At 66.3% G+C, this 25,759-nt stretch carries 19 protein-coding genes and 1 pseudogene; 4 read left to right on the forward strand and 16 right to left on the reverse strand.

All coding sequences use genetic code 11. The annotated features are described in order from the left end of the window. Positions 1-18: 18 nt before the first annotated feature. From A3CW_RS0134955 to tssJ, 15 genes are all read right to left on the reverse strand, one after another. A complete protein-coding gene (locus tag A3CW_RS0134955) occupies positions 19-714 on the reverse strand; it encodes a hypothetical protein (RefSeq protein WP_028207683.1) in 696 nt (231 codons plus the stop codon). Between the two features lie 26 nt (positions 715-740). After that, complete coding sequence (locus tag A3CW_RS0134960; RefSeq protein WP_028207684.1) at positions 741-2,984, reverse strand: type VI secretion system Vgr family protein; 2,244 nt, start codon at positions 2,982-2,984, stop codon at positions 741-743. Between the two features lie 3 nt (positions 2,985-2,987). Next, complete coding sequence (tssG, locus tag A3CW_RS0134965) at positions 2,988-4,103, reverse strand: type VI secretion system baseplate subunit TssG (protein ID WP_081771955.1); 1,116 nt, start codon at positions 4,101-4,103, stop codon at positions 2,988-2,990. A gap of 23 nt (positions 4,104-4,126) precedes the next feature. Then, entirely contained in the window at positions 4,127-6,034 is a 1,908-nt protein-coding gene (tssF, locus tag A3CW_RS0134970; RefSeq protein WP_028207686.1) for a type VI secretion system baseplate subunit TssF, read from the reverse strand. 14 nt (positions 6,035-6,048) lie between these two features. Further along, positions 6,049-6,537, reverse strand: a complete 489-nt coding sequence (gene tssE / locus A3CW_RS48600; RefSeq protein ID WP_051481926.1) for a type VI secretion system baseplate subunit TssE — start codon at positions 6,535-6,537, stop codon at positions 6,049-6,051. Between the two features lie 85 nt (positions 6,538-6,622). Continuing rightward, a complete protein-coding gene (locus A3CW_RS0134980; RefSeq protein WP_028207687.1) occupies positions 6,623-7,114 on the reverse strand; it encodes an Hcp family type VI secretion system effector in 492 nt (163 codons plus the stop codon). 85 nt (positions 7,115-7,199) lie between these two features. Beyond that, complete coding sequence (gene tssC / locus A3CW_RS0134985) at positions 7,200-8,720, reverse strand: type VI secretion system contractile sheath large subunit (RefSeq protein ID WP_035514880.1); 1,521 nt, start codon at positions 8,718-8,720, stop codon at positions 7,200-7,202. A 16-nt stretch (positions 8,721-8,736) separates the two neighbouring features. Further along, the gene (gene tssB, locus A3CW_RS0134990; protein WP_028207689.1) at positions 8,737-9,300 is read right to left on the reverse strand and encodes a type VI secretion system contractile sheath small subunit; all 564 of its coding nucleotides are present in this window, start codon (positions 9,298-9,300) and stop codon (positions 8,737-8,739) included. Positions 9,301-9,421: 121 nt separating this feature from the next. Beyond that, positions 9,422-10,498 (reverse strand): type VI secretion system protein TssA, encoded by a 1,077-nt coding sequence (gene tssA, locus A3CW_RS0134995; protein ID WP_035514882.1) that lies wholly within the window; start codon positions 10,496-10,498, stop codon positions 9,422-9,424. Between the two features lie 21 nt (positions 10,499-10,519). Next, positions 10,520-12,541, reverse strand: coding sequence for a serine/threonine protein kinase (locus tag A3CW_RS0135000; RefSeq protein WP_051481927.1), 2,022 nt, complete (start codon positions 12,539-12,541; stop codon positions 10,520-10,522). Positions 12,542-12,602: 61 nt separating this feature from the next. Further along, positions 12,603-13,280 carry a type VI secretion system-associated protein TagF gene (gene tagF / locus A3CW_RS0135005; RefSeq protein WP_035514884.1) on the reverse strand — a complete coding sequence of 226 codons (678 nt, stop codon included), beginning with the start codon at positions 13,278-13,280 and terminating at the stop codon, positions 12,603-12,605. Beyond that, positions 13,277-16,948: a type VI secretion system membrane subunit TssM gene (gene tssM / locus A3CW_RS0135010; protein WP_035514886.1), complete on the reverse strand. Its 3,672-nt coding sequence runs from the start codon at positions 16,946-16,948 to the stop codon at positions 13,277-13,279. The genes tagF and tssM overlap by 4 nt, the downstream gene beginning before the upstream one ends. Next, positions 16,945-18,300, reverse strand: coding sequence for a DotU family type VI secretion system protein (locus A3CW_RS48605; RefSeq protein WP_081771956.1), 1,356 nt, complete (start codon positions 18,298-18,300; stop codon positions 16,945-16,947). The genes tssM and A3CW_RS48605 overlap by 4 nt, the downstream gene beginning before the upstream one ends. Further along, positions 18,297-19,700 (reverse strand): type VI secretion system baseplate subunit TssK, encoded by a 1,404-nt coding sequence (tssK, locus tag A3CW_RS48610; RefSeq protein ID WP_051481929.1) that lies wholly within the window; start codon positions 19,698-19,700, stop codon positions 18,297-18,299. Before tssK ends, A3CW_RS48605 begins: the two co-directional genes overlap by 4 nt. Before the next feature lie 8 nt (positions 19,701-19,708). Beyond that, positions 19,709-20,221, reverse strand: a complete 513-nt coding sequence (gene tssJ, locus A3CW_RS0135025) for a type VI secretion system lipoprotein TssJ (protein ID WP_161782968.1) — start codon at positions 20,219-20,221, stop codon at positions 19,709-19,711. A 294-nt stretch (positions 20,222-20,515) separates the two neighbouring features. On the opposite strand from tssJ, the gene A3CW_RS0135030 reads away from it, so the two are divergent. The 4 genes from A3CW_RS0135030 to A3CW_RS52720 all read left to right on the forward strand — a co-directional run bounded on the left by A3CW_RS0135030 (position 20,516) and on the right by A3CW_RS52720 (position 23,967). After that, on the forward strand, positions 20,516-21,052 hold the full coding sequence (locus A3CW_RS0135030) for a TssQ family T6SS-associated lipoprotein (RefSeq protein WP_245623834.1): 537 nt from the start codon (positions 20,516-20,518) through the stop codon (positions 21,050-21,052). Positions 21,053-21,109: 57 nt separating this feature from the next. Continuing rightward, positions 21,110-22,453, forward strand: a complete 1,344-nt coding sequence (tagH, locus tag A3CW_RS0135035) for a type VI secretion system-associated FHA domain protein TagH (protein WP_028207696.1) — start codon at positions 21,110-21,112, stop codon at positions 22,451-22,453. Further along, positions 22,450-23,220: a PP2C family protein-serine/threonine phosphatase gene (locus A3CW_RS0135040; RefSeq protein WP_028207697.1), complete on the forward strand. Its 771-nt coding sequence runs from the start codon at positions 22,450-22,452 to the stop codon at positions 23,218-23,220. The genes tagH and A3CW_RS0135040 overlap by 4 nt, the downstream gene beginning before the upstream one ends. Positions 23,221-23,565: 345 nt before the next feature. Continuing rightward, positions 23,566-23,967 (forward strand): hypothetical protein, encoded by a 402-nt coding sequence (locus tag A3CW_RS52720; RefSeq protein WP_154678130.1) that lies wholly within the window; start codon positions 23,566-23,568, stop codon positions 23,965-23,967. A 329-nt stretch (positions 23,968-24,296) separates the two neighbouring features. On the opposite strand, the pseudogene A3CW_RS48615 reads toward A3CW_RS52720, so the two are convergent. After that, positions 24,297-25,748, reverse strand: a pseudogene (locus tag A3CW_RS48615) (IS1182 family transposase). Positions 25,749-25,759 lie beyond the last annotated feature (11 nt).

The following is a 25,759-nucleotide window of genomic DNA, read 5'->3' on the forward strand; positions in this document are numbered from 1 at the left end:
ACCCGGTGCTCTCGTGCGTCAGTTCAGCCGAATGCAGCGGCTGCGCACCACCGTATCGGCCGCGGTGCGGATATCGACGCCGCCTCGGCCCGCCTCCAGCTCCAGTGTGTGTGCGCGCAGGCTGAGCTTGCCCGCGGCCTCCAGGTTGACGTTCGGGCTCATCAGGCGCACCACCGGCCCCGCGCTCGAAGCGAGAATCTGCACGAGCGGTTTGCCGTGTGCATCGTCGATCTGCACGCATTCGTCGGGCGCGAGCTTCACGATCTGGCTCGTGTGCGTGTCGGCGGCCCCGGTTGCGCCATGCATATCAGGCGCCTCGGTGATGCCCGCTTCGGCCCCTGCGGCGCCTGCCGACAGAATCCCCGTGACAAGCGGCTCTGGCCAGTTCACCGGCTGCTCGACGAGTACGCGATCGCCCCTGCGCGGCCGATGCCCGTGCAGGCATTGCAGCCAGTACTCCACGGCCTCGCCCTGGGCAGAGTGCCAGCGCACCCGCACCCGACCGGGGCTGTCCGGATGATGAGTGTCGGTCACCTCGGCTGCGAGCAGCCCCTCCATGGCGGGCGCTCGCGCGGGCGCTGCCGGACCTGGCGCCGTGCCCGCATCGAAAAGGGCGCACAGCTTCGCGCGTGTGGCGTCGTCGATGGTGTCGGGATCGATGTATGTGGCTTGCATTGCCATCGCTTCATCGGTCTGATCTGCGTGAGCGTCCATATAATCCTCTCCATTCCCCTATGCGACTAGTTGATATGGGCGATCGTCCCCTGAATCGTGATCCCTGACGCGTCGAGCTGGATGCTCGCGCCGTCCGTCGAGATGACGATCTTCTTCGCGTTGATGTTGACCTGCTTGACGTCCTGATCGCCTACGTTGACTGTGGGGGCCGAGATGTCCACGTTGGTCGTGCCATAGACTTCCGTAAAAGGAGTGCCGGTGATGACGACGCCCTTGCCTGTCCCGGTGACCGCCACGCCCCGGCCCTTGCCATCACCCGTGATGCCGACACCCCCGTCGTTCCCGATCACGTCGACGCCGAGCTTGCTGCCCGTGATGCCGACGCCGCCGTCGCCGGTGATGCCCACACCCTGCTTTTTGCCGTACAGGAGAACCGCAGTTGCCGCCGTCACGCTGTAGTCGCCCACGGCCACATCGACGATTCGCGACCCGGCGGCCACCGCATGCGTACTGGTCTGTTCGACTTGCACGGTATGCGTCCCGTTTGCCACGGTGAAGCTGTGATTGCCATTGGTGACCGTATGCGAGCTATCGCCCTTCACCGTGACGCTATGGCTTCCGCCTACGCTGGTGGTCTCGTTGCCGCCGATCTGCGCGACCCGATGCTGCCCGATGTTGACGGTCTCGTTCTGCCCGACACTCCTCTGCCGGTTGTTCCTCACCTGCATCGTTTCATCGTTCCCGACCGTGTGCATGTGGTCGTGCCCCACGGAAAGCGAATGGTCGAGTTCTGTCTGAGCGTCAAAATTGCGCTCCGCATGCATCCACAATTGCTCCGAGCCCTTGCGGTCTTCGAAGCGCAGCGCATTCGCATGCTCGGGCGTACCGCCCGGCGTCGAACGCGAGAGCAACCCGCTTTGCGTCGCGCTCACGGGCAGACTCCAGGGCGGCATGCTCGCGGCGTTGTAGACGCGTCCGGTCACGATCGGATAATCGGGGTCGCCATTCAGGAAGTCGACGATCACCTCGTCGCCGATGCGCGGAATCTGCACGCCGCCGAATCCGCCGCCCGCCCAGGGGCTCGACACGCGGACCCAGCACGATGAGTCCTGGTCGCGCCGGCCGTAACGGTCCCAGTGGAACTGCAGCTTCACGCGGCCATAGCGGTCGGTCCAGATCTCCTCACCTGGCGGTCCGACCACGACCGCCGTCTGCGGGCCGTTGGTGTGCGGCACCGGCGTCGTGCGCGGCGTGCGGTACGGCAAATTGTCGGGCTGGGCGAGCAGGTCGGCCTCGTGCAGCACGGGCTCGTTGCCGGTGTGGCTTGCGTATGGATTCTCCTGGAAGCGGTACGTGCAATGCACGATCAGGTACTTGCGGTTCTGGTCGGCGCGCGGGCAGCGTTCCAGCTCGAAAAGGTACCCCGGCGCGCACGCGCGTACGTCGGTATGCGCCTGTGCGCGGTCGTAGGTACCCTGCAGCTCTTCCAGGCGCACGCGATTGCGTTGGGCGCCGTGCGCGTCGTCGTGATAGCCACCCGGCCATTCGTACACCGAATAATCGTCGTGATCGTGGCCGCGCGGCTCGGCGCGCTGCACGCCCAGGTCAGCGTGCGGCTTCGTATAGTCGTAGTCGCTCGCCTCGCGCCGGCCCGCGCTCACCTCCTGTACCGGCTGCCAGCTGTCGATGTGCTCCTCGTCGGCAATCGCGGCGCGGTCGCGGCCGATATACGGAATCGTCGCGTAGCCGGGCAGATCGCGGTGCGAAGCCATTGCGTCACACAGCACCAGTGTGTGCGTCCCGGCCTCATGGCGGAAAAAGTAATAGATGCCCTCCGCCTCCATGAGCCGCGAGACGAAGTCGAGATCGCTCTCGTTGTACTGCACGCAGTACTCGCGCGGCGCATAGGTTTCGGTCAGCCGGCTCTCTATCGGGAAACCATAGGGCGAGAGCACCTGCTGCATGATTTGCGGTACGCTTTTTTCCTGGAAGATGCGGCAGTCGGCGCTGCGGCTCGCGAGCCAGAGCCACGGTCGCACGATCAGTTCGTACGCGTAGTAACGCTCGGCATGGCGCCCGACCAACGAGGCGCGCGAAACGATCCCGTTCAGGTAGCGCTCCCCGCCCCCGGCCAGTTCGACGCGCACGGTCACCGCCTTGCCGAGCAGTTCGCGCAGCGACACGTTGTGACTCGCGGCAAGCGCCTCGATGCGCCACTCGAACGGACGCCCGAGCGCCTCTTCGCCGTTCAGGCGGTAGAACTTGAGATCGTCGCCTAACGGACTTTCGAGGGTGAAGATGCGCGCCACGCGTCAGCCTCCTTGTGCACGCGCAACCAGATCGACCACGAGGTCGCGCGCGGGTTCACGGCTCAGGCGCCGCCCGAGCCAGGTCGACAAACCGAGCCTGCCCGCACCGCCGGGCGCTGCGCACGGCACCTCGGACGCGGCCAGTTCGAGTTGCAGGTCCCAGCCGAACTCGGCGCCGATGTACTCGCGCACCCAATGCACGAGCCGGGCGGAGTCTGCACCACCGGGCAGGAAAGCCTGGTAGCGCGCGAGCGGCAGCGGCCCCAGCACGATGCGAAAGTTGCCCTGCGCGTCGCGCACCGCACGCCCGAGCAGCGCGCCCTCGCCGAGCGCCGCGCCCGCTGCGCGCTGGCGCGCGACTTGTCCGCCACCGCGCCGTGGGCCTCGCACCGCGCCGATCGCGCCGCGCTGACGCTCGCCGAGCGCGATCCAGCGCACGACATGTTCGACGATGCGCACCCGCACGCCGAAGTCGTGGCGCAGTATTTGCGCGAGCCCTTCGGGGTTGCGCGTCTGGCGCACCCAGTGACCCGCCTGAAAGGACTTCGCGTGGCGCCCCGGCGCGTCTCGAGCATGCAACGGCGGCGCGGCGTTGCGCGCGCCGGCGAGGCCGATGAGGCTCGCAACATAGCGGTCGAAACGCGACTCGCCGGGCCGGTCGAGGCCGACCACCGGCTGCGCGTCGGCCCAGGCGCGATAGAGCAGCACGATCAGCCGATGGTGGAACAGGTCGGCGAACGCGGCCATCGAGTGGTCGCCGAAGCTGTGGACGCGCTCGTACGCATACTCCGTCACGTGCTGCGGCAGCGGACCGTTCGGCCCGAACAGCCCGAAGCCGTATATATGCACGCGCGGCGGTCCGTCCGGCGCGTGTCCGTTTTCTTCGCCATCGACGGCGGCCACCATCGAAGGCGCAAACGACAGCGACGGCGTCTGCCCGAGCCGCACTGGCTCGCCCGCAGGATGCTGCGCCTCGCCGAGCGGCGCTTCGCCGCCTGCCAGCGCGTCGATCCAGCGCAGCAGATGAAACAGGTCATGCTCGTGCGGCGCGGCCCGTAGCTGCCGCCAGAACATCTGGTACCGGTCCTGGCCGGCGGGAATCGGCGCTTGTTGGCTCATGTTCCGTAATCCTTATTATCGATTCATACCGCCGGTCTGCGGCCGATCCGCGCGGGCCATTCGGCGATCTCGCCGCGTTGCGCCGAGTACAGCGCGAATTCGACGAACGCATTGATCGACGCATGCCGCGCGAAGAACTGCTCGAGCGCCGCGCCGAGCGCGTAGGGACTGTCGCCTGCGAACGAATGGTCGTCGACGGTCATCTCCACGCGCACCCCACGGCCATATACGAGCGGCCCAGGCACCGGCAGTCGTCTGAACACCGGCCTGCACGCGAGGCCCCGAATGCCGCGAATGCGCTGCGCGAGCGGCGCATTCGCGGGATCGGCGTAGATCTCCAGTTGCTCGCGCAGCCGCTGCGCGCCGGCCTCGTCCTCGATATCGGCGAGCGGCTGATAGTTGAGCCCCAGATGCGCGATGAGCCGCCACGTCGCGTCGTCGTGAGCAAGCGGCGGGCGCGGTGGCGAAGGACCCCGCACGATGCGCACGCGGCTCACGGGCGCGGAGATCCTCAGCGTGAGATCGCCGACGCTGCCAGTCGCAAGATGCAGCGGCAGGTCGCGGTTCGTGCAAAGAGTGTCGGCCGATAGCAGCGCGATACGCTCGTCGAACGGTGCGCGTCGACGATCGACGAGCGAAACGTAGACATCGGAGCCCGCATGGTTCGAGCGCGTGCCGCTGCGCCGCGCTTGCGTGCCGACGAGCCGCGCCTCGCGCCGCGAGCTGAACCAGGCGCCGGTTTCCTGCGCGTCGTCGGCGGCGGGCGATGTGTAGAGCGGCAGGAAATCGCAGTCGCCGTCGGCGCCAGCGCGATGGCCGATCACGCGCTTCACGGCGAATACCTCGTAGTCCAGCGCGCGCGTGCGGTCGACCATCAGCCGGTACTCGCTCGCGCCTGGCGTTACCGGGACGCGCTCCGTGCGCTTCGGGAACAGGTTGATCGCGGGTGTGCAATCGAGCGCAAGGTGCATCGCGTCGATGCTGCGTTCGAGATCGGCGTCTTCGCCGTCCAGCAGCACGAAGAGGTCGACGCTCTCGCTGCTCGCGTTGGCCAGTGCGCTGCGCAGACCGTGCACGCTGAAAAAGAGGTTGCGCGCGGCGAACGCGAAATGCTCGCGCAGGATCCGGTAGCCTTCGAAGCTGCGCGCGCCGGGCGGAAAGAGCGCCTGCTCCGCATCGAATCCTTCGTGCACGACGCATTGCGGTCCCAGCGCGCCGAGCCACTTGCCCTCGTTGCCCTCGCGCAGCGCGACACCGAGCGTGCGCGCGCAGACGAGTTCGAGCAAACGCATCGCCTGACGATCCGGCCCACTGAGGAAGAACGTCAACTGGTCGAGCGGCAACTGGCTCAGCCGCGCCCCGCCCCGCGCATTCAGCGCGATGCGCAAGGCCCGCAGCGGCCCGGCGCCCCGGCGCGCGCCGCCGCCCCCGCCGCTACCCGTTCCACGTGGCATGCCGGGAAGCGGCGGCACGCCCGCGGGTGCGGGCGCGAGTTCGACCTCGCGCAGCGAGAGCGGCCACAGCGTGACTGGCTGCGCGGTGCGGAATTCGCAGACCGTCGCAGTGCCGGCCGCAGCCGCCATCAGACTGGTCCCTGCCGGCACGGTGAAGCCCTGGCTCAGCGAGCCTTGTGCGGAATCGGCCTGGAACTGGACGATCGCCATCGCCGGCGTGGGCGCGAGATGATCCGGGTACACCACGTCGAGCAGCCGCTCGGAGAAGCGCGGAAATTCCGCGTCCATTTTCAATTGCACGCGCGCAGTGAGAAAGCAGAAGCCCTCCAGCAGCCGTTCGACGAATGGGTCCGCCACGTCGATGCCGTGCATGCCGAGGCCGCCCGCAACCTTCGGATACTGGCGCGCGAACTCCGCGCCGGATTCGCGTAACCAGGCAAGTTCACGGTTGTAGTAGTCGAGAAAGCGTGCATCCATAGGGCAGCGTTTCCTTAGCGTCGCGGGCGGGCGTCGTCAGTCGCGGCTTGCGCGGCACCGCCCAGCGGCCGCAGCAGCGCGACGCCGGAATCCAGGTCCAGCTCCGTGTGCACCAGCATGGCAAGCGGCGGATCGCAACAGGCGAGGCGCCCAGAAATCTCGAAGGTCAGCACGTTGTGCCGCCTTGCGCGCGGCGCGTCGCTCACGCAGCGCACCTCGACACTGCCGCCTTGCAGGCGCGGTTCGAAGCACACGATCGCCTCTCGCAGCGCGTTTTCCAGATATTGCGTATCGATGCCGGAGAGCGGCGTGCCCGCCAGGGCGGGTACGCCGAAGTTGAGCACCGAGCGGGCGGCTTCGGCATAGAGGCGCGCGGTGCGCTCGTCGAGCGCGCAGGCCGTGTTGAGCAGCCACGAGAGATCGCGCAGCACCGCGTCGAGCAGCGCGTCGGCGTGAGCGGCGCCGCGTGGCGGCGCGCCTTCCCTCAGACGGTCGAACAACATGGGCGTCGCCGCGCGTATGCGTGCGGCGCTGTCCGCTGGCGCTCGCGAAGGGTCCAGACGATAGGAGGCACTCGGCATGCGGGCCTCACATTTCGCTGTTCTTCTTGATGTCCCAGCCCATCGTGACCTCGGGCCCCTTGCCGCCGTTCGCGTTCTGCTCCCAGTACTGCTTCTTCACGCGCGCGGCCTGGAAGCCGTATTGCATCAGGAGACGGTCGGTGGCGTCGCTCGCATCGGCGCCCACCACGCGCGCCGCGGTGACGATCACCTCTTCGAGCGTGACCCGCGAAAACTCGATCTGCTCGCCCCCGGTCTTGCACGACGATATCTCCACCTTCGAGAGATGCTTGCCGCTCGCGCAATGCTTGATGATCGCCGGCGTCGCCTTGTCCATGTAAGCCCTCACGACCAGGTCGTCGAAGTTCGCCTTGCCCGCGTTGCCGCCGCCGCCAGTCGCCATCGCCGCCGGCTGGGTCGCGCCCCAGGAAAACGACTGGATATCGCTCCAGCCGGTGTGCTGCTTGTCGGCGGATTCGCCGGTCGCGCCGTCCACCTTCATAAACATCGCCACGCCCATTGCGGTTCTCCCGTCTGCCTGCCTGTTTGCCTGTCCAGACCGGCTGCGAATCGCGCCGCCGGGTTCATTTGATCAGTCATCCTGTTTAACTTCCAGCGGGCACCGCCGGCAGCCGCGACACCAGCCTGAGCGACACCGTGAGGCCTTCGAGCTGATAGTGCGGCCGCAGGAAGAAGCGGGCCGAATAATAGCCGGGGTTGTCCTCCACGGCCTCCACTTCCACCCTCGCGTCGGCCAGCGGCTTGAGCGCTTTGGTCTCCTGCGACGAGTTCGCGGGGTCGCCATCCACGTAGTTCATGATCCAGTCGTTGAGCCAGCGCTCCATGTCCGGACGCTCGCGAAACGAGCCCACCTTGTCGCGCACGATGCACTTGAGGTAATGCGCGAAGCGGCTGCACGCGAACAGGTACGGCAACCGGCCGGAGAGCCGGGCGTTGGCCGTCGCGTCGGGGTCGTGGTACTCCGCGCTCTGGTAGAGCGACTGCACACCGATGAAGGCCGCGACGTCGGAGTTCTTGCGGTGAATGAGCGGAATCAGCCCGTTCTTCGCAAGCTCCGCTTCGCGCCGGTCGCTGATCGCGATCTCGGTGGGACACTTGAGGTCGACCCCGCCATCGTCGGTCGGGAACGTGTGGCATGGCAGATTCTCGACCGCGCCGCCCGACTCCACGCCACGAATCGCCGAGCACCAGCCGTAGAGCTTGAACGAGCGGTTGATGTTGGCCGCCATCGCATAGGCCGCATTGGTCCAGGTGTAGTGATCGTGCCGCGCGCCGTCGGTCTCCTCCTCGAACTCGAATTCGTCGACGGGGTCGGTGCGCGCGCCGTAAGGCAGCCGCGCGAGGAAGCGCGGCATCGCGAGCCCGACATAGCGCGAGTCTTCCGATTCGCGCAGGCTGCGCCAGGCGGCGTACTCGGTGTTCTGGAAGATCTTCGTGAGGTCGCGCGGATTCGAGAGTTCCTGCCACGAGTCCATCTGCATGAGCGCGGACGATACCCCGCCGATGAATGGCGCATGCGCCGCCGCCGCGATCTTCGAGACGGACTGCAGCATTTCGACATCGGGCGGACTGTGATCGAAGTAATAATCGCCCACGAGGCAACCGAACGGCTCGCCGCCCAATTGTCCGTACTCCTCTTCATAGATTTTCTTGAAGAGCGGGCTCTGGTCCCATGCGATACCCTTGTGGCGCTTGAGCATGCGCGCCAACTCCTTCTTGCTTGCGGGCATGACGCGGATCTTGAGCATCTCGTCGCTTTCCGTGTTGTTCACGAGATAGTGCAGGCCGCGCCACGAGGCCTCCAGACGCTGGAACTCGGGGTGATGCAGCATGGCGTTGATCTGCGCGGAGAGCTTCTGGTCGATCGCGGCGATCACTTGCCGCACGCCTTCGTAAGCGTCCGACGACAGCGTCGCGCTGCCGCTGTGCTCGAGGGCCTCGCGCGCGAGCGTCTGCACCGCGCTCTGCACCGTCTCGCGTGCAAGCTCGGTCTTGGGGCTGATCTCGCGCTCCAGCAGCACGGCGAACTGGTCGCCGCTGAGCGTGGTTGCGGGCAAGGTGGAGACTGGGCTTTGCAGCGCGTTTTGCGGCTCGGTCCGGCTCATGTTCGTCCTCCTGCTTTTAGTCGTGTTTTGGATCATTGCCGCTTTGCGGCGGGTCGTCCGCATTCTTCGGCCCGGCAAGCGCCCTGGGCTCGGAAAGCTCGGCCAGCAGCGCCGGATCGCCGAGCGCTCGCGCGATCAACGCCTCCGCGCCGCGCTTGCCGTCCATGTACGAAAGCAGGTTCGCGAGCTGGGTACGCGCTTCGAGCAGGCGCCGCAGGGGCTCGACGTTGCGGGCGAGCGCGGCGGGCGAGAAGTCGTCGATACTGCTGAACGCCATCTCCACGCCGAGCACGCCGTCGCCCGTGAGCGTGTTGGGCACCTCGAACGCGAGCGTCGGCGCAATCGACTTCATGCGGTCGTCGAAGTTGTCGACGTCGATCTCCACGAAGCGGCGCTCGGCCAGCTCGGGCAGCGCGTCGCTGCGATTGCCAGCGAGATCGGCCAACACGCCCATCACGAACGGCAACTGCACTTTCTGCTCGGTGCCGTAGAGTTCGACGTCGTATTCGATCTGTACGCGGGGCGCACGATTGCGTCCGATGAACTTCTGGGCTCCTGCCGATGGCTTGTGTCGAGACATGTGATTCAGCTCCCGCGCAACCCGTGCGCTTCACGGGGTCGATTACCGTATCGATCCCTGCGTTGATCCCTGCGCGGCCCTTGTGCGTCCACGACCGCGCGCCGTCGTGCATCGCCGCGCATCATTGCGGCGATTCGTTGCGATGACCACTCAGATGGTCGAGCTCGCGCACGCTCTCCGGTGCGATGTCGCGGAAGATCTCGTAGAAGTTCAGCGAGAGCAGGCGTTGCGCGCGGCGCAAAAAGATCGGCGCAGGATGGCTCGGCTCGTGCAGCTCGAAGTAGCGGCACATCTTTTCGAGCCCGACGTCGATGTCGGACCGGCTCGATATCTCGGCGTCGCGCCATGCGGCGCCGTTTGCGCCATTGGCGCCATTGGCGGTGCTTGCGGCGCCCGGCGGCGCAACGCCCCGCTGCTGCGGCATGGGTTGCGGTTCTTGCCCGCCCGCTTCCGGCGTGGCTTCCTGCGCCGCTTCCGTTGTCCGGCGGGAAGGCAGCGCCGCAGCAAGCGTGGCGAGCTGTCGCTCGAGCGCGCTCGCATCGAGCGTCCACGCGTCGCCGAGACGCTCGCTCACGATGCGCCGCAAATGCGCGAGATGTTCCCGAATCGTGAGCCCCGCATGCAGAGCCGGGCTGGCCGACTCGAGCGCGTCGCGCCACTCGCGCACGAGCCGCTCGCGACCGCCGGCGTAGGTGTCCGCGTGCCCCCCATCGGCACCCTCGCCCTGCTGCAGCACGTTGAGCGCCGCGCTCACGCTCAGCGCGCCGAGAAGCGGCTGCTCGCGCGCGGCGCGCGCGCAGCCCTGCGGACCCGCAAGCTCGGCGAGAGCATTGAAGCGCGGCAGCGGATCGGGCGTGCCGTCCACGGCGAGCATGGGATGCAGCGGCTCCCAGTATGTGTGGAGCAGCGACGTCGTGAGACGCAGCCCGTCCGCATAACCTTCCAGACCGCGGTTGTCGATCCACGCATACGTGAGCGGCACGACGATGCGCAGATCCTTCGTGCGCGCGAGCAGCGCGAGCGCGATGCGTTCCACGTCGCGCCATGCGGGCGGCTGCGCCGCGATGCGGGTCTCGCCGTACTGTTCGTCCGGCTTGCCGGCCGCGCTGCGCTGAAGCGCGAGAAAATCGGCGTCGTATTCGAGGTCCGGTCCGCACGGCGCGTCGGCGCTGATCGGTGCGAGCAGGGTGTCGATCATCGTGCGGTCTCCTTGCTGGAATTACTCGAACGTATGGCTGATTTCGAGCGGCGCGCTGCCCGCATCGAGCGTCACCATGCGCACGTACGGCTTCAACGTGCCGTTGCGGATCTCGATGCGATGGGTACCCGGCGCCAGACTCGCCGTGCGAAACGGTGGGCTGATACCGCGCCGCACGCCATCGACATAGACCTCGCCCCACGGAACGATCTGGAAGTGCACACGCACGGGCGGCAGCGACGCGGGCGTGCGCACCGGAGAATGCGGGGCCTGCGCGACAATCGGCTCGGATGCGCCGGTATCCGGCGGCGAGGCTTGCGCTTCAGCGGGCGGCTGGGCCGCTGCGTTCGTTTGGGCTGGCTGCACCGCGGCGGCGGCAGTGGTCGCATCGGTCGCATTGACGGGCTTGTCCTTGCCCGCCTGCACTTCCACCACCGTCGTGTCGGTGGTCAGCGCAGGCGCAGCGGGCATCAACCCCGACGCGCCCGGCTGCTGCTGCGCCTGCGCGGACGACTGCCCCGGCGCGTTGGCGCCGGGAAGCGCCTGCGCGAGTGCGGGCGCATGGCTCGCCGGCGCAGGCGGCGCGGGCGGCGCACTGCGGCTCGCGGCCACCTGCCGGGGAACGGGCGGCGCATGAATCGCGAATCGTAGAACGGGAACACCCACTACGAGTATGAGCAGCAGGACCAGCACAGGGATGCGGAGCGTGCGCCAACTGAAATGCCGATGCGAAGTTTCGGAGACCGTACTTTCGCGGCGTTCCACAGTCTCCGTGGAGACGTCTTCTCCGGCCGGTTGTGCATTTGCTTGCGCGCGCACAGCCTCATACGGTGCTTCGTTTTGCTCTTGCGGCACCGCGCCGTCATGCGGCCGCGCCTCGACGGATGCCGGTGTTTCGGCTCCATCGCCTTCGCTCGTGGCAGTGGCGGTGGCAGTGGCATCGGCAGGCTCAGGCGCCGCCTCTGCGACGGGTGTTTCTCCCTGCGGTGCGGGCGCTTCGGGCGTTGCGTCGTCTTGCGCGCTCGCCGCTGCAACGTCAGCGGCAATGCCTGCCGCGCGGGCGGGCGCGTCATAGCCCGCTGGCACGAACACGCTTGGCGAGACCTCGTGCAAGTCGAGCGCCTGGGCGAATGCACCGACCGACTCGGGCCGGTCCTCGATGCGCAGTGCGAGCGCGTGATCGATCGCGGCCCGCAGGCGCTCGCCGTAATGCTCCCCATCATGCCCAGCGGCTTCACGGCCCGCCAGCGGCCGGTACTGATCCTGAATGCTGCGCACCACCGCCGCCGGCGGCAATTCGCCGGTCATCAGCGCATAAGCGAGCGCGCCCAGCGCATAGATGTCGGTCCAGGGTCCTTGCCTGAACGCGGGATCGTCGGTGTATTGCTCGATCGGCGCGTAACCGGGCTTGAGCATCATGGCGGTCTCATCGACCATGTCGCCGATCAGCTTGCGCGCCGCGCCAAAGTCCAGCAGCACCGGGTTGCCGTTGGGCAGCATGAGGATGTTGTCGAGCGAGATGTCGCGGTGAAAGCACTGCGCGCGATGCAGCACGTCCAGCGCGCCCAGCACCGAAGCGAGCATGCGCCGCAGCGCCGCTTCGCTCATCGGCTTGCCGCGCTTCTGGAGTTGCGCGAGCGTCTGGCCTTCGTAGAACGGCATCACCATATAGGCGGTGCCGTGGCTCTCCCAGAAGTGCAGCACCTTCACGAGCCCCGGATGGTCGAACTGCGCGAGCAGCCGCGCCTCGTTCAGGAACGCGGCGCGGCCCGCGTCGAATGCCTGCGAAAAGCGCGGCGCGCGCAGCGCGACCGTGAAATCGCCGGCGCGCGAAGCAAGCATCGCGGGCATGTATTCCTTGATCGCGACCGCGCGCTGCAGCGTGCGGTCGAACGCCCGGTAGACGATGCCGAAGCCCCCCTTGCCCAGCACCGAGTCGAGCTCGAACCCGGCGAGGCGGTGGCCGTTCGGCAACGGCCGCACGCCATCGGCGCCAGGCGGCGCGGCGTGCGCCGCCGCTTCGGCGTAGTGCGATTCGGTCATGTCCCTCCTCCGTGTGCGGCGCGCGCGCCGCCGCGCCGCACGTTCTTTGGGGCCGCGCGTGTCATCGCTCGCCTCTGCCCGGCTCGCCGAAGAGCCGCTGGAACAGCGCGGTGTCGAGGCCGCCCGTGTGGACGTCGGTGCGCGGCGCGCCGTCTCCGGCATCGGTCCACCAGAAGCTCGTCATGCCGTTCGGGTCGAAGTATTCCCACAGGTTCGGCCAGCCCCCGTCCGCGGCCGCGGCCTCGCGGGCGCCGTTGCGCTCGCCTTCTCCCGGGGCGCGCGCCACGTCGTCGCGCAGCCCCTCGGCCAGCGCGAGATCGAACTCCTCTGGTCCATGCGCGCGGCGGATCGCGTCCTGAACGATGGCGTCCATCGCCTGGATGCGCGCGTCGGCGCAAGCGAGCGCCGGCTCGCCGGGTCTCCCGTAGCCCGCGTGGGCGGACGGCGCAATGGCCTGCGCGACGACGAGCGGATAGCGCCGCCCGACGCGATCGTGGCTCGGCGCGACGCAACCGAGCTGCACCCAGCCGTCGCCGCTGCCGGCGGGAATCGCGAAGCGCCAGACCGGCGCGCGCACGTCGAGGCCCGCGCGAGCGGAGGCCATGCCCTGCGCGAGCCAGCGCTCCCAGGTGCGCGCAAGCCGGCCCGGCATGCGGCGGCCAACGAAGTCGCCCGCCCCCGGCAACTTGCCATACCACGCCGGCAACCCGAATTCAGCGCCGATGCAGGGACCGTTCATGATTTCCCCGGACACGAGAACGACTCCAGTTGGGTAAGACGCAAGGGATTGCGCACGCTGTCCGCCGTCACCTGCATGGCGAGCGCGTGATGATCCACGTTGAAGCCAACCACCATTTGTTCGGATGCCTGAGCGCGCGCCGCTGCGCCGCGATCGAACAGGCGCATCAACGCCCACGGCCCCTGGATCGTGAAGCCGTCGGTCGCGCCCGACTGCTCGGTGATCTGCAGGCTCACCTGGTTCATGCCGCGCGGCCCCGGCCACTGCACCGTGACGGGGGCCTGCGGCCCATGCGCGTAGCGCACCTGCTGGCCGTCCACGTCGAGCGTCCACTCGGAGATTTCCGGGTCCATGTCGAGCGGCTTGATCTCCACCTTGATGGTCGGCTCGCGCGCGCCGCCGGGAAAAAATGCGTCGCGTATCACCGCGGCCTTCTCGAACGAGGCGAGCAGCGCGCTGTCAGCGGACGCGCCGGATCCGCCGATGAAACGCCACGGCTGGACGCTCGCGTCCACGCGGCTTTGCAGGTTCTTCTGGAAGAACTCGTCCATCAGGCCGCCCGGCGCGAACACGCGCGCGAAGTCGCCTGGCACCACGTCGCGCGTCGAACCGTGCGCGAACGGATAGCGCCCCGCGATAGCCTGGCGGCAAAAGTCGCCGATATTGACCGACGCGTTTTGCGCGAGATTCTGGTCGACGTTGCGCGTCACGTTGCCCTGCGCGGCGTTCGCGAGGTCGCCCAGCATCTGCCGGAACGGCGCGGGCATGCGGCCCGCCTGGGCGCGGATCTGGTCGGCGCTGTCCGACTGCGGCGGGGTCCCGCCGCCGCGCAGTGCGGCGTCGGCTGCGGTGAGCCACGTATAGAGTCCGTCGATCGATTTGAGGACGGCCGCCAGCGCCGCGCTGGTGCCGCTTGCGCCATTCGCGCCGCCGGCGCCGCCCGCCTCCAGGCTGCTGAACTCGCGCAGGTCCGCGAAGTGGGCGTCGACCACCGCTTCGGGGCGGCTCGGCTCGCCCGCTGCATCGCCGCCGCCCTGCGGTTGACCCAGGATCTGCGCCAGCGATTCACGCGCCTGGTTCACCTTGTCCTGTGCGTTCGCGGCGAGTCCGCTCGCGCCGCTCGCCGTGTTCGCGCTCTGCGAGAGCGTCGTTTGCCGCGCGGCGGCATCGGCGAGTCGCGCGAGCGGTGAGTCCTGCGACGAGAGAATGCGGGCGATCTGCGTAGTCTGCGCAAGCGTCGATGTGCTCTGCAAGCGCAGATCGCCGAGATAGTCGTCCCAGCGGCGGATGTAGTCGTCGAAATAGAGCGAGCGCACGTCCTTCGCCCGCGCGCTCACCTCCGCTGGCGTCGCGACTTCCGGCCCGCTCAGCCCGAGCACCCAGACTTCGTCGCGGCCGAACGCATCGACCGCCGCGGCGAGCCGCCGGTCGAAGACCTTCCAGTAGCCGTCGTAGGTGAACAGGCCCGGCACGGCGTCGCTCAGGCTCGCGCCGCTCGCGCGCCGGAACACCAGCGCGCCAGAGGGGCCCGCCATCTGCGCCGCGCTCATGTCCCAGGCCGCCGCGGCAGGCCGCAGCGTGCGCGCGAGCTGCGCATAGAGGCGCTGCGCGAACGTCAGGCGAGTGAGTTTCTCGCGCGCGCCGGCCACCATCTGCTCGTTCTGCGCAAATGGCGAAGCCACCACGCGGCCCGCGAACAGCGCCGCCATGTGCGCGCGCAGATCGTTGCGCTGCGCGGGCGTGAGATTCGCGCCCGGCGCCGAGGCGATCTCGAGATCCAGGACCGCCTGCACGAAATCCGGATCGTAATGGGCGGTGTCGTGGAGCATCAGATACGCCTTGAGGGCCGCGTAGAGATAGGCGGGGTCGTCGGGCGGCGCGTCGCGCACCGCCGTTTCGAGGCGCCTGGCAGCGAGCGGCAGCAGCAGTTCGTCGAGCGCACGGTGATAGACGTTCTCAGCGGCGGACTGCACCTTGTCGCCCTGGAAGAGTCCCCACCGGTACGCGAGCGACGGGTTGGCCGGATCGACGCCTTCCACGTGCGCGATGTTGCGAATCGCGTCGAGCATCGGCAGCACGCGCGCAATGTTATCGGCGTCGGTGATGGTCACGCCCTGGAGCGCGTGATCGATCTGCGGCACGTTCGCCTCGATCGCCGCGAGGTACGCGCGGTTGCGTGCGTAACTGCCCACCCACGCCGTCAGCGCGCCCGCCAGCAGGAGTGCGAGGAGCGCGTAGCCCACGAGCGCCAGCATGCGCTGGCGCTGGTACCAGCGCAGATCGGTGCCGGCGAGCCGCGCCTCCTTGAAGATGAGTTCCTGCAGCAGATCCTTGAGGAAGAAGCTGCGCCCGCTCGCCGTCGCATGAGGCGCGGGCGGCACGCCGTCGATCTTCAGGAAGCGTTTGATGCCGCCCATCACGCGGTCGAAAACCGTGCCTTCCTGCGTGCCGCTCGTGAAATATACGCCGCGCAGGAGCGGCATCGAATCGAAGTGCGAGCTCGAAAACACCTGCTCGACGAACTGTCCGAGCAACTCGTGCAAGCCGCCGAACTGCTGCGGCAACGAGTAGATGAGTTCGCGCCTGCGCGCGTCGGGCTCGGCGGTGAAGAGCTCCGGCAGCGCGTCGTTCAGACGCCGGTGCAGCAGCCGGTATTCGCGATCGAACACGGTACGCAGGCTGAAGTCGCGCGCCTCGGTCTCGGCGAGCGCGATCGTGAAGCCCCACACCTGCGCGCGTTCGGTGCGATTGAAGCGCGCAAAGTACTCGTTGAAGCCGCAGAGCAGGTCCGCCTTCGTCACGAGCACATAGACCGGCAACTGGATACCGAGCTCCGTGCGCAACTCCTGCAAGCGCTTGCGCAGCGCCATGGCGTGCGCGGTGCGCTCGACCTCCGTCGCGCCCAGCAGATCCGAGACGCTGATCGTGAGCAGCGCCCCGTTCAGCGGCTGGCGCACACGATACTTCTTGAGCAGCGAGAGGAAGCCCGACCATTCGTCCTGATCGAGCGCCCGATTGCTTTCGTGCGTCGCATAGCGGCCGGATGTGTCGATCAGAACGGCTTCGTTGGTGAACCACCAGTCGCAATGACGCGTGCCGCCCACGCCGCGGATCGCGGCCTTGCCGAACTGCTCGGCGAGCGGAAACGTCAACCCCGAATTCACGAGCGCCGTGGTTTTGCCCGAGCCGGGCGCGCCGATGAAGACGTACCACGGCAGTTGATAAAGATACTGTCGCGTGAACCCTTCGAACCAGCGCCCGGTGCGTCCCCGCAAGCCCTGACCGCCCTGCGCAGCGCCAAGCCGCGCGTTGCGCAACAGGCGCGCGGCCTCGTCGAAGCGGCCGCGCAGCTCCTGGGTGTGCGGCGCTTCCTCCGCATGAGCGGCGCGCGCTTCCACGGGCTCGCGCAACTGGCTCAGCAACTGCGCGTTGAGCTGCGCGGCACGCCAGTGCCGATACCCCGCGCGGCTGGCCCACACTGCAAGCAGCAGGACGATGACGAGCACGCGCGCCACAGCGCTGTCGAGCGGCCGGTACGCACCCACCGCGATCAATGGCCCGACGAGCCAGATGAGCGCCGCGAGCGCGACAAGTCCGATCACGGCCCAGACGCGCGCGCCCAGCAGCGCGCGCACCCCGCGCCACGTTGAACTCGCGACGCGGCTCACGGAGCGTCTCCCGAGCCCGGCGTCGCGAGCTTCAGCGGCGCGGCGCGCAAGGTGATTTCGACGCGCCGGTTGCGTGCCCGGTTCGCCCCGTTGTCGTTTGGCGCGACGGGATCGGTGGCGCCGCGTCCTTCGGCGCGCACGCGGGTGCTGTCGCCAAGACGCGCGGCAAGGATGCTCGCGACGGCCTGCGCGCGCTCGACCGAGAGATCCCAGTTCGACGGAAAGCGCGCGCTATGCACCGGCACGTTGTCCGTGTACCCGGCCACGACCACCGCGCCAGGCACCTGCGCGAGCGCCGCCGCGACGCGCGCGAGCGTCGGCTGATAACGGTCGATCACGGTGGCGGATCCGGACTCGAAGAGCCCGTCGCCGCGCAGCACTATCACGCTGCGGTCGGCGAGATCGCGCACTTCCACGAGACCTTCGGCGATCTCCGGCGCTAGAAAGCCCGCAAGCCGCGGCGGCAGCACGGGGCGCACTGCCTGCGGCTCGGCCGCCTGCAGGCGCACGCCCGGCACCTGGACGCGGCCAATCATCGCGAAAGCCTTGTCGGAGCGGCCGGCCAGCGCGAGATCGAGCCCGACATAGACGCCGAAGCCCACCAGCACCGTCAACGCGGCGCAGGCCCAAAGCGGCACGGCGAAGCGCTGCGGATCCTCGCGCGCGATCTCGTCGCGCCAATGCGTGGACAGCGCCGCGTCGTAGTCGCCGCGTACACTGCGGATCGTGCGCGCAAGCGTGTGCCGCAGGTCGTCGAGCTGGGCGCGGCCGTTGTCGAGCACGCGATAGCGTCCCTCGAAGCCGAGCACGAGGCAGTAGTAGAGCAGTTCGAGCAGATTCAGCTGCTCGCGGGGCTGCTGCATCAAACGATTGAGGAGTTCGAAGAATTTTTCTCCGCCCCACGTCTCGTTGTGAAACGCGACGAGCAGGCTGTTCGCTGACCAGTCGCCCGATCCGCCCCATGGCGTGAGCGCCGCAGCTTCGTCGAGGGCGGTGCAAAGGCAATAACGCGCCGCGCCGATCTGCTCGGGCGAGGCGCCCGCATCGCGCGCGCGCTGTTCGAACTGGCGGATCTCGTTGGCGAGATGCTCGCGCAGCCACGCCGGGTTCGGGTGGTGCACGGTGTAGCGGATCTGCGGGATCAGATTCAGCAGCGCGTTGGCCGCGGCGACGAGCGGATTGCCGCCATCCCCGGAAGCCGCCGGGCCCGGGAGCCAGTGCGCCTGCTCGTGAAGCGCGTCCGCCTGCCACGCCTCGTCGCCACGCGCCGGGCCGAACCCGGAACGCGAGGCCGTGAAGGCGCCGTGTCCGGAAGCGCGTTCGGCAGAGAAGGGATCGTTGAGCGGATTCATCGGATGTCTCGCTCACGCGTGTCGCCTGAGCGTATCTCGCGGATCGCCCAGAACTCCATCGCAAGGCCAGGGAAGTCGCCCGCCAGATGAAGCGCGAGGCCCCCTGAGCGTTCTAGCTGGCGCCAGAGGTCGCCACCCTTGTCGACCTCGAAGTAGCTGTGGCCCGCGTGGTAGGGAATCTGATGCGGCGCGACTGGCAGCGGCCGCACCGCGATGCCCGGCAACTGCAGTTGCACCAGATCGCGAATGCGCTCCACCGGTCCCAGCTTGATCTGGGACGGAAAGCGCGCACGCACGCTCTCGGCGGGAATATCGGCGCGCACGGCCAGCACGAAGCCCGCATCGCGCAGCAGCGAGGTGTCGGCGATCACGGCGACCCGCACGCCGTTGCCCGCTTCTTCGAGCGCGATCTGCAGCGCGTGCTGGTCGAGTACCGTCGCAAGCGAGCGGCGCAGCTCCGCGAAAAGCGCGCCGAAGGTCGCGCGCAGGTCGTCGTGCTGATACACCGGCAACACCTCGGGGCGCCGTGAAGCCGCCGTGAAGGTGGCGAAGTCAGCCGCCAGCTTGAGCCAGTCGCGAAACAGCAGCTCCGGGTGAATACCTGGCGTCTGCGCCGTGTGCGACGCGATCGCGAGGTAGCGGTTGACGAGTTGCAACAACAGGAAGTCGGCGACCTCCGACACACCGCCGCGCCCCGCCTGCGCGAGGCGCCCCGCCAGCAGCTCGCTGCGTTGCGATAGCAGCCGGTCGAGCTCCTGCACATAACCCGCGAGCTGCGGGTGGGCATGCGCATCGAGCAGCGGCGGAATATACGTTTCCTCGATCACCAGCTGGCGGTCGACGCGCCGCTCCACCACGCGCAGCACACCCATTGCGTACCAGTCGTCGTCCAGCTCGGCGGCGAGCGCGAGCTTGAGCTTCAGTCGTCCTAACTGAACCAGTGCGGGCTCCAGCCGGACCTCGTTGACATCGGCAATCTCGGCTTCGTGCGCCACATAACGCGCAAGCGTGCGAGCGCCGCCGCCGAACGTCACCTGTGCGCTGCTGCTGCGCGACGCAGGCAGCGCGAGTACGACCGTGGCGTCGCGCACATCGGCGCTCACCTCGAGCGCTTCGGGCGCCTCGTCGAGATGCGAAAAGTCGAACGGCGTCCCGTCCGGCAGGATGCCGCTTGCCGCGCGCAGCATCACCTTGCCTTGCGCGAGGGCCTCCTCGTCGATCTGCAGCGATGCGAAGCCCCACAGAAAGCGCTGCAGCGGCGCGCAGCGCAAGTGCACATAGCGCTCGAAAAAGCGCTCGAGCTGCTGGAAATGTTGCGGCCGCAAAAACATGCCTTCGGACCACACCACTCGGTCGCGCAGTCCGGCACTGCCCGTGGCAGGCGCGACAGGAGGATTCATGCGGTCGTTCATCGTGCGTCACCGCTGGCCGGCGTCGCGACGAGTCCGTCGCCCTGCACCACGATTACGAAATGCGCTTCGGAAGGCTTGCCCTGCCAGAACTTGAACAGGTTGGTGCTGGCGGGCTGTGGCAACGCCACGGTAATTTTCCAGCGGCGCTTTTCGAGGGTGCGATAGCCCGCCACGATGCCGAGACTGCGCACCGTCTCGCCGCCAATGTAGTGGAGCGTACGCGACTCTCCGGGCCTCAGGACGATCCGGTCCGTGCCCGCCAGCTCCGGGCCCAGCGCGTCTTCCGGCTTGTTCTGCAGAGAGAAATAATCCGCCTTCCGGAAGTTATTATCGGATTTGAGTTGAAATGTTTGCAACGCAACAGGAGCAGGCCGGTTTTGCGAGTCGCGATTAACGTCAGCCGCTACATGAAAGGTGACGGCATAAGGGACCGGCAAATCTTTCTCTGTCGATGCGCACCCGCACAATAATAAAAGGGCAAAATATATCCCTTCGCGTGGATTATGCACGCGCTTAAGTGATACTCCGTACATACCGTCCAAACCCTCTAATTCAGCGCAAATTCGCGTTGTCGATTGCAAAGGCAAAAGCGTCCCACGCCCCTGCATTCAAGCCTGAATTCAGGGGTTGGAAGTCTCTGCTCCCAGAACGCCTGCCCCGAAATTTTCCGCGTCAACAAGCGGAATTGGGGCAATGCCTTTCGAATATTCTCGGAATTAAATTAATCTATCGTCGGTCGTGTCTCACGAGTAATAATTCATCTGATGAAAATTCAGGTGACTAGACTATAGTTCGTACGATTCGTGATCGCAACGCTCTCCGAATGCCACCTCTATAAAAAATTCACGAGCCGTAGAAATTACTTTCACGGCTCATATGAAGAAGTAAATACCGGATCGCCGAAAATGACCTGGCCGATTACCTGGAACTTGTTACGCGCGAATCGCACGCGAGCTGCCCTCGCTGGCGCATTTTTACTGACCCTGGTCGCGACGCTTCTTGCTGTGGGCGGTTGCACGAGCCTGTCGCCCGCGCAACGCACGGCGGCAAATGCCGTTGCTGCCGCACAGGACTCGTACGCTGCGGGCGACTACCAGCGCACCATCCAGCTACTGCGCAACAGCAACGCCTTTGTCGACGGCGACCGCTCCACGCAGATCGACGCGCACAAGCTGATGGCGTTCAGCTACTGCGTGACGAACCGCGTTGCCCAGTGCCGCTCGGAGTTCGAGGCAATCTTGCGAATCGATCCGCATTTCGAATTGTCCGCCGCGGAGAAGGGCCACCCGATCTGGGGACCCGCGTTCGACGCCGCGCGCCGCAAGGTTGCACCGTCCTGATGGACCGTCCCGCGCCGCGCACATTTTTATCCGTCTTTATGTGATTCAGTCTGCATCATGCAATTGACCGTCATCGAGTACGCAGGAGAACCGGTCCACGCCGAAACCAGCGTGGAATTTCGTCCGCCAGGTGGCACGATCGGACGCAACGCCGACAACCAGATGGTGCTGCCCGACGAAACGCGTCAGGTTTCGCGGCTGCAGGCGCTGCTGCAGATCGACGGCGATCACTGCGTGCTGAAGAATCTGAGCAGCGTCTCGGTGGTGGAGATCAACGACACACCACTCGAATACACCGAGGAGCATGCGCTCGAATCAGGCGATGCGATCCGCATCGGCCCGTATGTGCTGCGTGCGCAGGCGGGCGTTGGCGGCAACGCTGGCACGACGACCGCAAGCGCGGCCGCTACGCCTGTCGCGCAAAAAGTCGCGAGGCCGGGCACGGCAACCGCTGCGCTCAACGACACGCCGCCCATCCCCACGGATCCCCTCGCGCTCTTCGCACGCTCAGGCGGTGCCGACTCATCCATTGCGCAGCCCGTCACGACGCAGGCGGCGCACTTCGCGTTGCGCGGCGCCATCGAGCGTGCGGCCGATACGCCTTTGCGCACGAGCGCGTTCGCAAAGCCGGACGCTGGGCGTGAGCGCGATGCGCTGCCGCGCGTGCCACGACCGGCACCCCAGAAGCCGGCTGGCACGAACGACAAAAGCGACGCAAAAAGCGCAAGCGTGTCGCCACCAGCCAGCGCCGCTTCAGCGGATGCGGACAGGGCCTCGACGGCGCCCGACTCGGCCGACGCCCTCCTTTCTGCCTTCCTGCGCGGCGCGGGTCTCGAGAGGGCCACCTGCGACTGGTCAACCGAGCAATTGCACACGGCGGGGCAACTGCTCGCGCTGTTCACCAATGGCACAGTCGAGTTGCTCTCCTCGCGCAGCATCCTCAAACGCGAAGTGAAAGCGGACATGACCGTACTGCTCGACCGCGAGAACAACCCGCTGAAGCTGCTGCCCGACGGCAGCGCGGCCCTACGGCAGATGTTCGGCCTGCCTTTCCCCGGCTTCATGACGCCGCCCGGCGCGGTGGAAGACGCGTTCCACGACCTGCAGGCACACCAGATCGCCATGGTCGCGGGCATGCGCGCCGCCCTGAACGACCTGCTGCAGCGTTTCTCGCCCTCACGTCTCGCCGAACGAAGCGAGCCGACCCGCTACGAACAGCTCCTGCCGATGCTGCGCAAGGTGCGCTTGTGGAATCGCTATGAACGCATGCACCACGAGACGATGCTTGCGGTGGAGGATGACTTCAGCGCCGTATTCGGCAGGGCCTTCCTGCGCGCGTACGACGACGAGGTGAGGAACTATCACGCGCGACGCCGCCCAGCGCGTTCTGCCGACGCATGAATCTCTCGTGCGCCCAGTTCTCGCGCGCGGGCCAGCGGGACAGCAACCAGGATGCGCTTGGCTACACGATCACTGACGACTACGCCTGCTTTGTCGTGAGCGACGGCGTCTCCGGCGATCCTGGTAGCGAGATCGCCTCGCGTTGCGCAGTCGAACAGATCCTCCACCGGGCGCAGCACAGCGGCCGCACGCTCGCGCAAACCTTGCTTGAGTGCATCGAGGAAGCTCACGCAGCGATTCTCGCGATGCAGCAGCGCGACCGCGAGCGCGGCCGCATGAGTGCGACCGTCGTGGCGCTCTTCATCGACCGGCGGCACGACATTGCGCAATGGGTCCATCTCGGCGACAGCCGGCTCTACCGGTTCGCACGCGGCGCGCTGATCGAACAGACGCGCGATCATAGCGTGCGGCAGCAACTGCTGGACGCGGGCCTGCCAGGCGACGGCGTCAATCCCGCCTGGCTGCATATGGCGCTCGGCATGCGCGGCCAGATCGCGCCCGCGATCAGCCCGCCGCACGCGCTCGAAGATGGCGATGTGTTCTTGCTCTGCACCGATGGGCTCTGGCAATCCGTTGCGGAAGATGCACTCGAAGATCGCTTGCGCGTCGTTCATACCGTCGACGACTGGGCTGTGCTGATCGAGCACGAGGCGATCCGTCATTCGCGCAGCGCGCCGCACGCCGACAACTACTCCGCGCTCGCAGTCTGGGCCGGGAGTCCACAGAACGTCACGCTAGCGCGTGTGAGGGCGCGCCGGGCGTCGTGAGATGGCACGGATCGGCACGTGTAATGTCCCGATCGGAGCATCACTGAATACGCGGTGGCAAAACATCCTGGCTGGCATGACGTCGGAGCTTCGTGATCCGGAGCGAAGCCAATTATCGCCACGGGCTCGGTGCAATCCGGAATGGCCTTGCGTGGCTGCTCCAGGCTTGTCGGGCTCGGTGCCCAGGTTTTCACGACATAGTGGCCTTGTCCGGCCGCTTCGGGCGGTGGTCGGCCATGAACAGACGGTCGCTGTTGCGGGTTAGATCGTTGACAATGTTTGGTTCACCTGCCGGCTATGGTAAAAGGGGTTAGGACATCCCAGAAAGATGAGTTCGGAGTTGGAATGCTACTTACCCTTGAGCCGCTATGGCGAGATCACGACGGCATGCTGGAATTTCGATTTTCCGTACAAGCCTCTGGCTTCGCAGCGAGAATTAATTTCTACGGTGATCTGGAAACGCTTCAAGCCTTCGGTTCTTCCCTGTGCGAATTCCCCCGGTCATCGAAAGACGAAGTTACTTTTGAGAATGGCACGATAGCGCTACGCGCATTTGTTTTCGATGGGGTTGGCCATTCGGCACTCGAAATCGAATGTCAGCGAATTGGTACCCGTCTCGTAAGCGCCCACTCGCTGTTCGCAGTCGAGTTGGAACCCGCAACGATTAATCGGCTTGGTTCCGAACTCGTGAGTTGGGCATCGTCAGGTGTCGAACAGCCTTTTGTGTTCACCACCGAACAGCGATAATAATTGCCCGTTACGCGACGCTGATGCGTTGGTTCAACGTCGATTTCTGCCTTTCAGGTCGCGCATCATTTTGCTTTGCCCTCAAAGAGACCGCGTGCGGTGAGAAGCGGCCGGTCGACGGCGTTGCCTAGATTGTGGACAATTGCCGTACGGGCCTGTCGATGGCCGGCTGCGCAAATAAGGAAAGTTGCGATGGGGCGGAAATTGGCCGAGGCTGTGTAAAAACGCCGGTTCGAGCCGCGAGCATCGGAGCGAACGCGTTCACCCAGCGCTGAGATCGAACGACGGGGCTGATTGCACCGAGCCATTCGAAGCGTCGATGCGTGAGATCACGCGCCGGCCAGCTTCATGGCCCGCATTGCTTTCGCGAATCCCAGTATCCCGATGACGCGCTTGAGGTTGTACGCCAGTACATGCAAGTTCATTTCGGTGGCGACGTGACCAAGTCTTCGCATCAGGAAGTGCGTCGACCCCATCCAGTGCTTGAGCGTACCGAACACGTGTTCCACTGTTCGGCGTCGTATCGTCATCGCGTCGAGTTGACGATCCAGACGCTGCTGCATCTGCTCAAGTACCGCTTCGTGCTCCCACCGGCGAATGCGGCGGTACGGAGCCGGGGTGCACTGGCTCCTGATCGGGCAGTGCGGACATGCGCTGCTCCAGTAGGTACGCAGTTTCAAGAGATTGGCGCTCTCAACCGAGGTGTATCGGTATATCGCCCGTTGCCCCGCCGGACACAGGTACTGGTCATCGCTGGCGATATAGATGAAGTCGCCCCGGTCGAACCGCCCGTCAGCCTTTGCACCTGAGGTTTGCGATTTGGGCACCAGTGCCTCAATGTCGGCGTCATCGCAAGCCTTGATTTCCGGTGCGCTGAAGTATCCCCGGTCTGCCAGTGCCTGGAGCTTGTTCTTGCCCATGGCTTCGCGCGCCGCTTTGGCCATCGGGCTCAACTGCGCCCGGTCACTGCCGACGTTCGTGACTTCATGAGTCACGATGAGATGATGTTTGGTGTCGACTGCGACCTGAACGTTATAGCCGACCACCCCGGTGCCTTTCGCCTGCGAGATCATCGAGCGTGAATCAGGATCGGTCAGCGAGATCTGTTTCTCGGGTAGGTCTTTCAACAGTTCTGCGGCACGATCCAGATCCCGCATCTGCTCGCGCAGCGTGTCGATCTTCTCCCGTAGCCGCTCCGTCTTCGCCTCCACCTCAGCTGGTTGCGTACGGTCTGCTGTCTCCAGTGCCTCCAGGTAGCGCTGGATGCTTTGTTCAATCTGCTCCTGGCGTCTGTCGATCTTGTTGGGCGTGAAGTTACTGTCGCGGCTGTTGACCGCCTTGAACTTGCTGCTGTCGATAGCCACGACCGCTTCCGTGAACAGCTTCAGGTTGCGGCAGATCATCACGAAGCGCCGGCACACGTTGCGGATGCCTTCACCATTGCTACGTCTGAACTCGGCAATAGTCTTGAAGTCGGGAGCGAGCCGGCCAATCAGCCACATCAGTTCGACATTGCGCTGTCACTCCCTTTCCAGACGACGGCTCGATTGCACGCGATTGAGATAGCCGTAGATGTAGATCTTGAGTAGCACTGCCGGGTGGTAAGACGGCCGGCCTGTGGTCGCAGGCGTGGCCCCTTCAAATCCCAAAGAAGCCAGATCGAGTTCTTCAACGAATGCGTCGACGATTCTGACCGGATTGTCTTCTGCGATGAAGTCCTCGAGACATTCCGGCAGCAGCGTCGCCTGATTGCGGTCCGCACCTTCGACAAATCGCCCCATCTTCGCCTCTC

The organism is Paraburkholderia nodosa DSM 21604 (genome assembly GCF_000519185.1).
In the GTDB taxonomy this organism is placed as follows: domain Bacteria; phylum Pseudomonadota; class Gammaproteobacteria; order Burkholderiales; family Burkholderiaceae; genus Paraburkholderia; species Paraburkholderia nodosa.

Excerpts from the sequence above, each read along its gene's own strand:
- A3CW_RS0134955 (WP_028207683.1), bottom strand. The coding sequence starts at position 714 with ATGGACGCTCACGCAGATCAGACCGATGAAGCGATGGCAATGCAAGCC.
- tssG (WP_081771955.1), bottom strand. The coding sequence starts at position 4,103 with ATGAGCCAACAAGCGCCGATTCCCGCCGGCCAGGACCGGTACCAGATG.
- tssF (WP_028207686.1), bottom strand. The coding sequence starts at position 6,034 with ATGGATGCACGCTTTCTCGACTACTACAACCGTGAACTTGCCTGGTTA.
- tssE (WP_051481926.1), bottom strand. The coding sequence starts at position 6,537 with ATGTTGTTCGACCGTCTGAGGGAAGGCGCGCCGCCACGCGGCGCCGCT.
- A3CW_RS0134980 (WP_028207687.1), bottom strand. The coding sequence starts at position 7,114 with ATGGGCGTGGCGATGTTTATGAAGGTGGACGGCGCGACCGGCGAATCC.
- tssC (WP_035514880.1), bottom strand. The coding sequence starts at position 8,720 with ATGAGCCGGACCGAGCCGCAAAACGCGCTGCAAAGCCCAGTCTCCACC.
- tssB (WP_028207689.1), bottom strand. The coding sequence starts at position 9,300 with ATGTCTCGACACAAGCCATCGGCAGGAGCCCAGAAGTTCATCGGACGC.
- tssA (WP_035514882.1), bottom strand. The coding sequence starts at position 10,498 with ATGATCGACACCCTGCTCGCACCGATCAGCGCCGACGCGCCGTGCGGA.
- A3CW_RS0135000 (WP_051481927.1), bottom strand. The coding sequence starts at position 12,541 with ATGACCGAATCGCACTACGCCGAAGCGGCGGCGCACGCCGCGCCGCCT.
- tagF (WP_035514884.1), bottom strand. The coding sequence starts at position 13,280 with ATGAACGGTCCCTGCATCGGCGCTGAATTCGGGTTGCCGGCGTGGTAT.
- A3CW_RS48605 (WP_081771956.1), bottom strand. The coding sequence starts at position 18,300 with ATGAATCCGCTCAACGATCCCTTCTCTGCCGAACGCGCTTCCGGACAC.
- tssK (WP_051481929.1), bottom strand. The coding sequence starts at position 19,700 with ATGAATCCTCCTGTCGCGCCTGCCACGGGCAGTGCCGGACTGCGCGAC.
- tagH (WP_028207696.1), top strand. The coding sequence starts at position 21,110 with ATGCAATTGACCGTCATCGAGTACGCAGGAGAACCGGTCCACGCCGAA.
- A3CW_RS0135040 (WP_028207697.1), top strand. The coding sequence starts at position 22,450 with ATGAATCTCTCGTGCGCCCAGTTCTCGCGCGCGGGCCAGCGGGACAGC.
- A3CW_RS52720 (WP_154678130.1), top strand. The coding sequence starts at position 23,566 with ATGCTACTTACCCTTGAGCCGCTATGGCGAGATCACGACGGCATGCTG.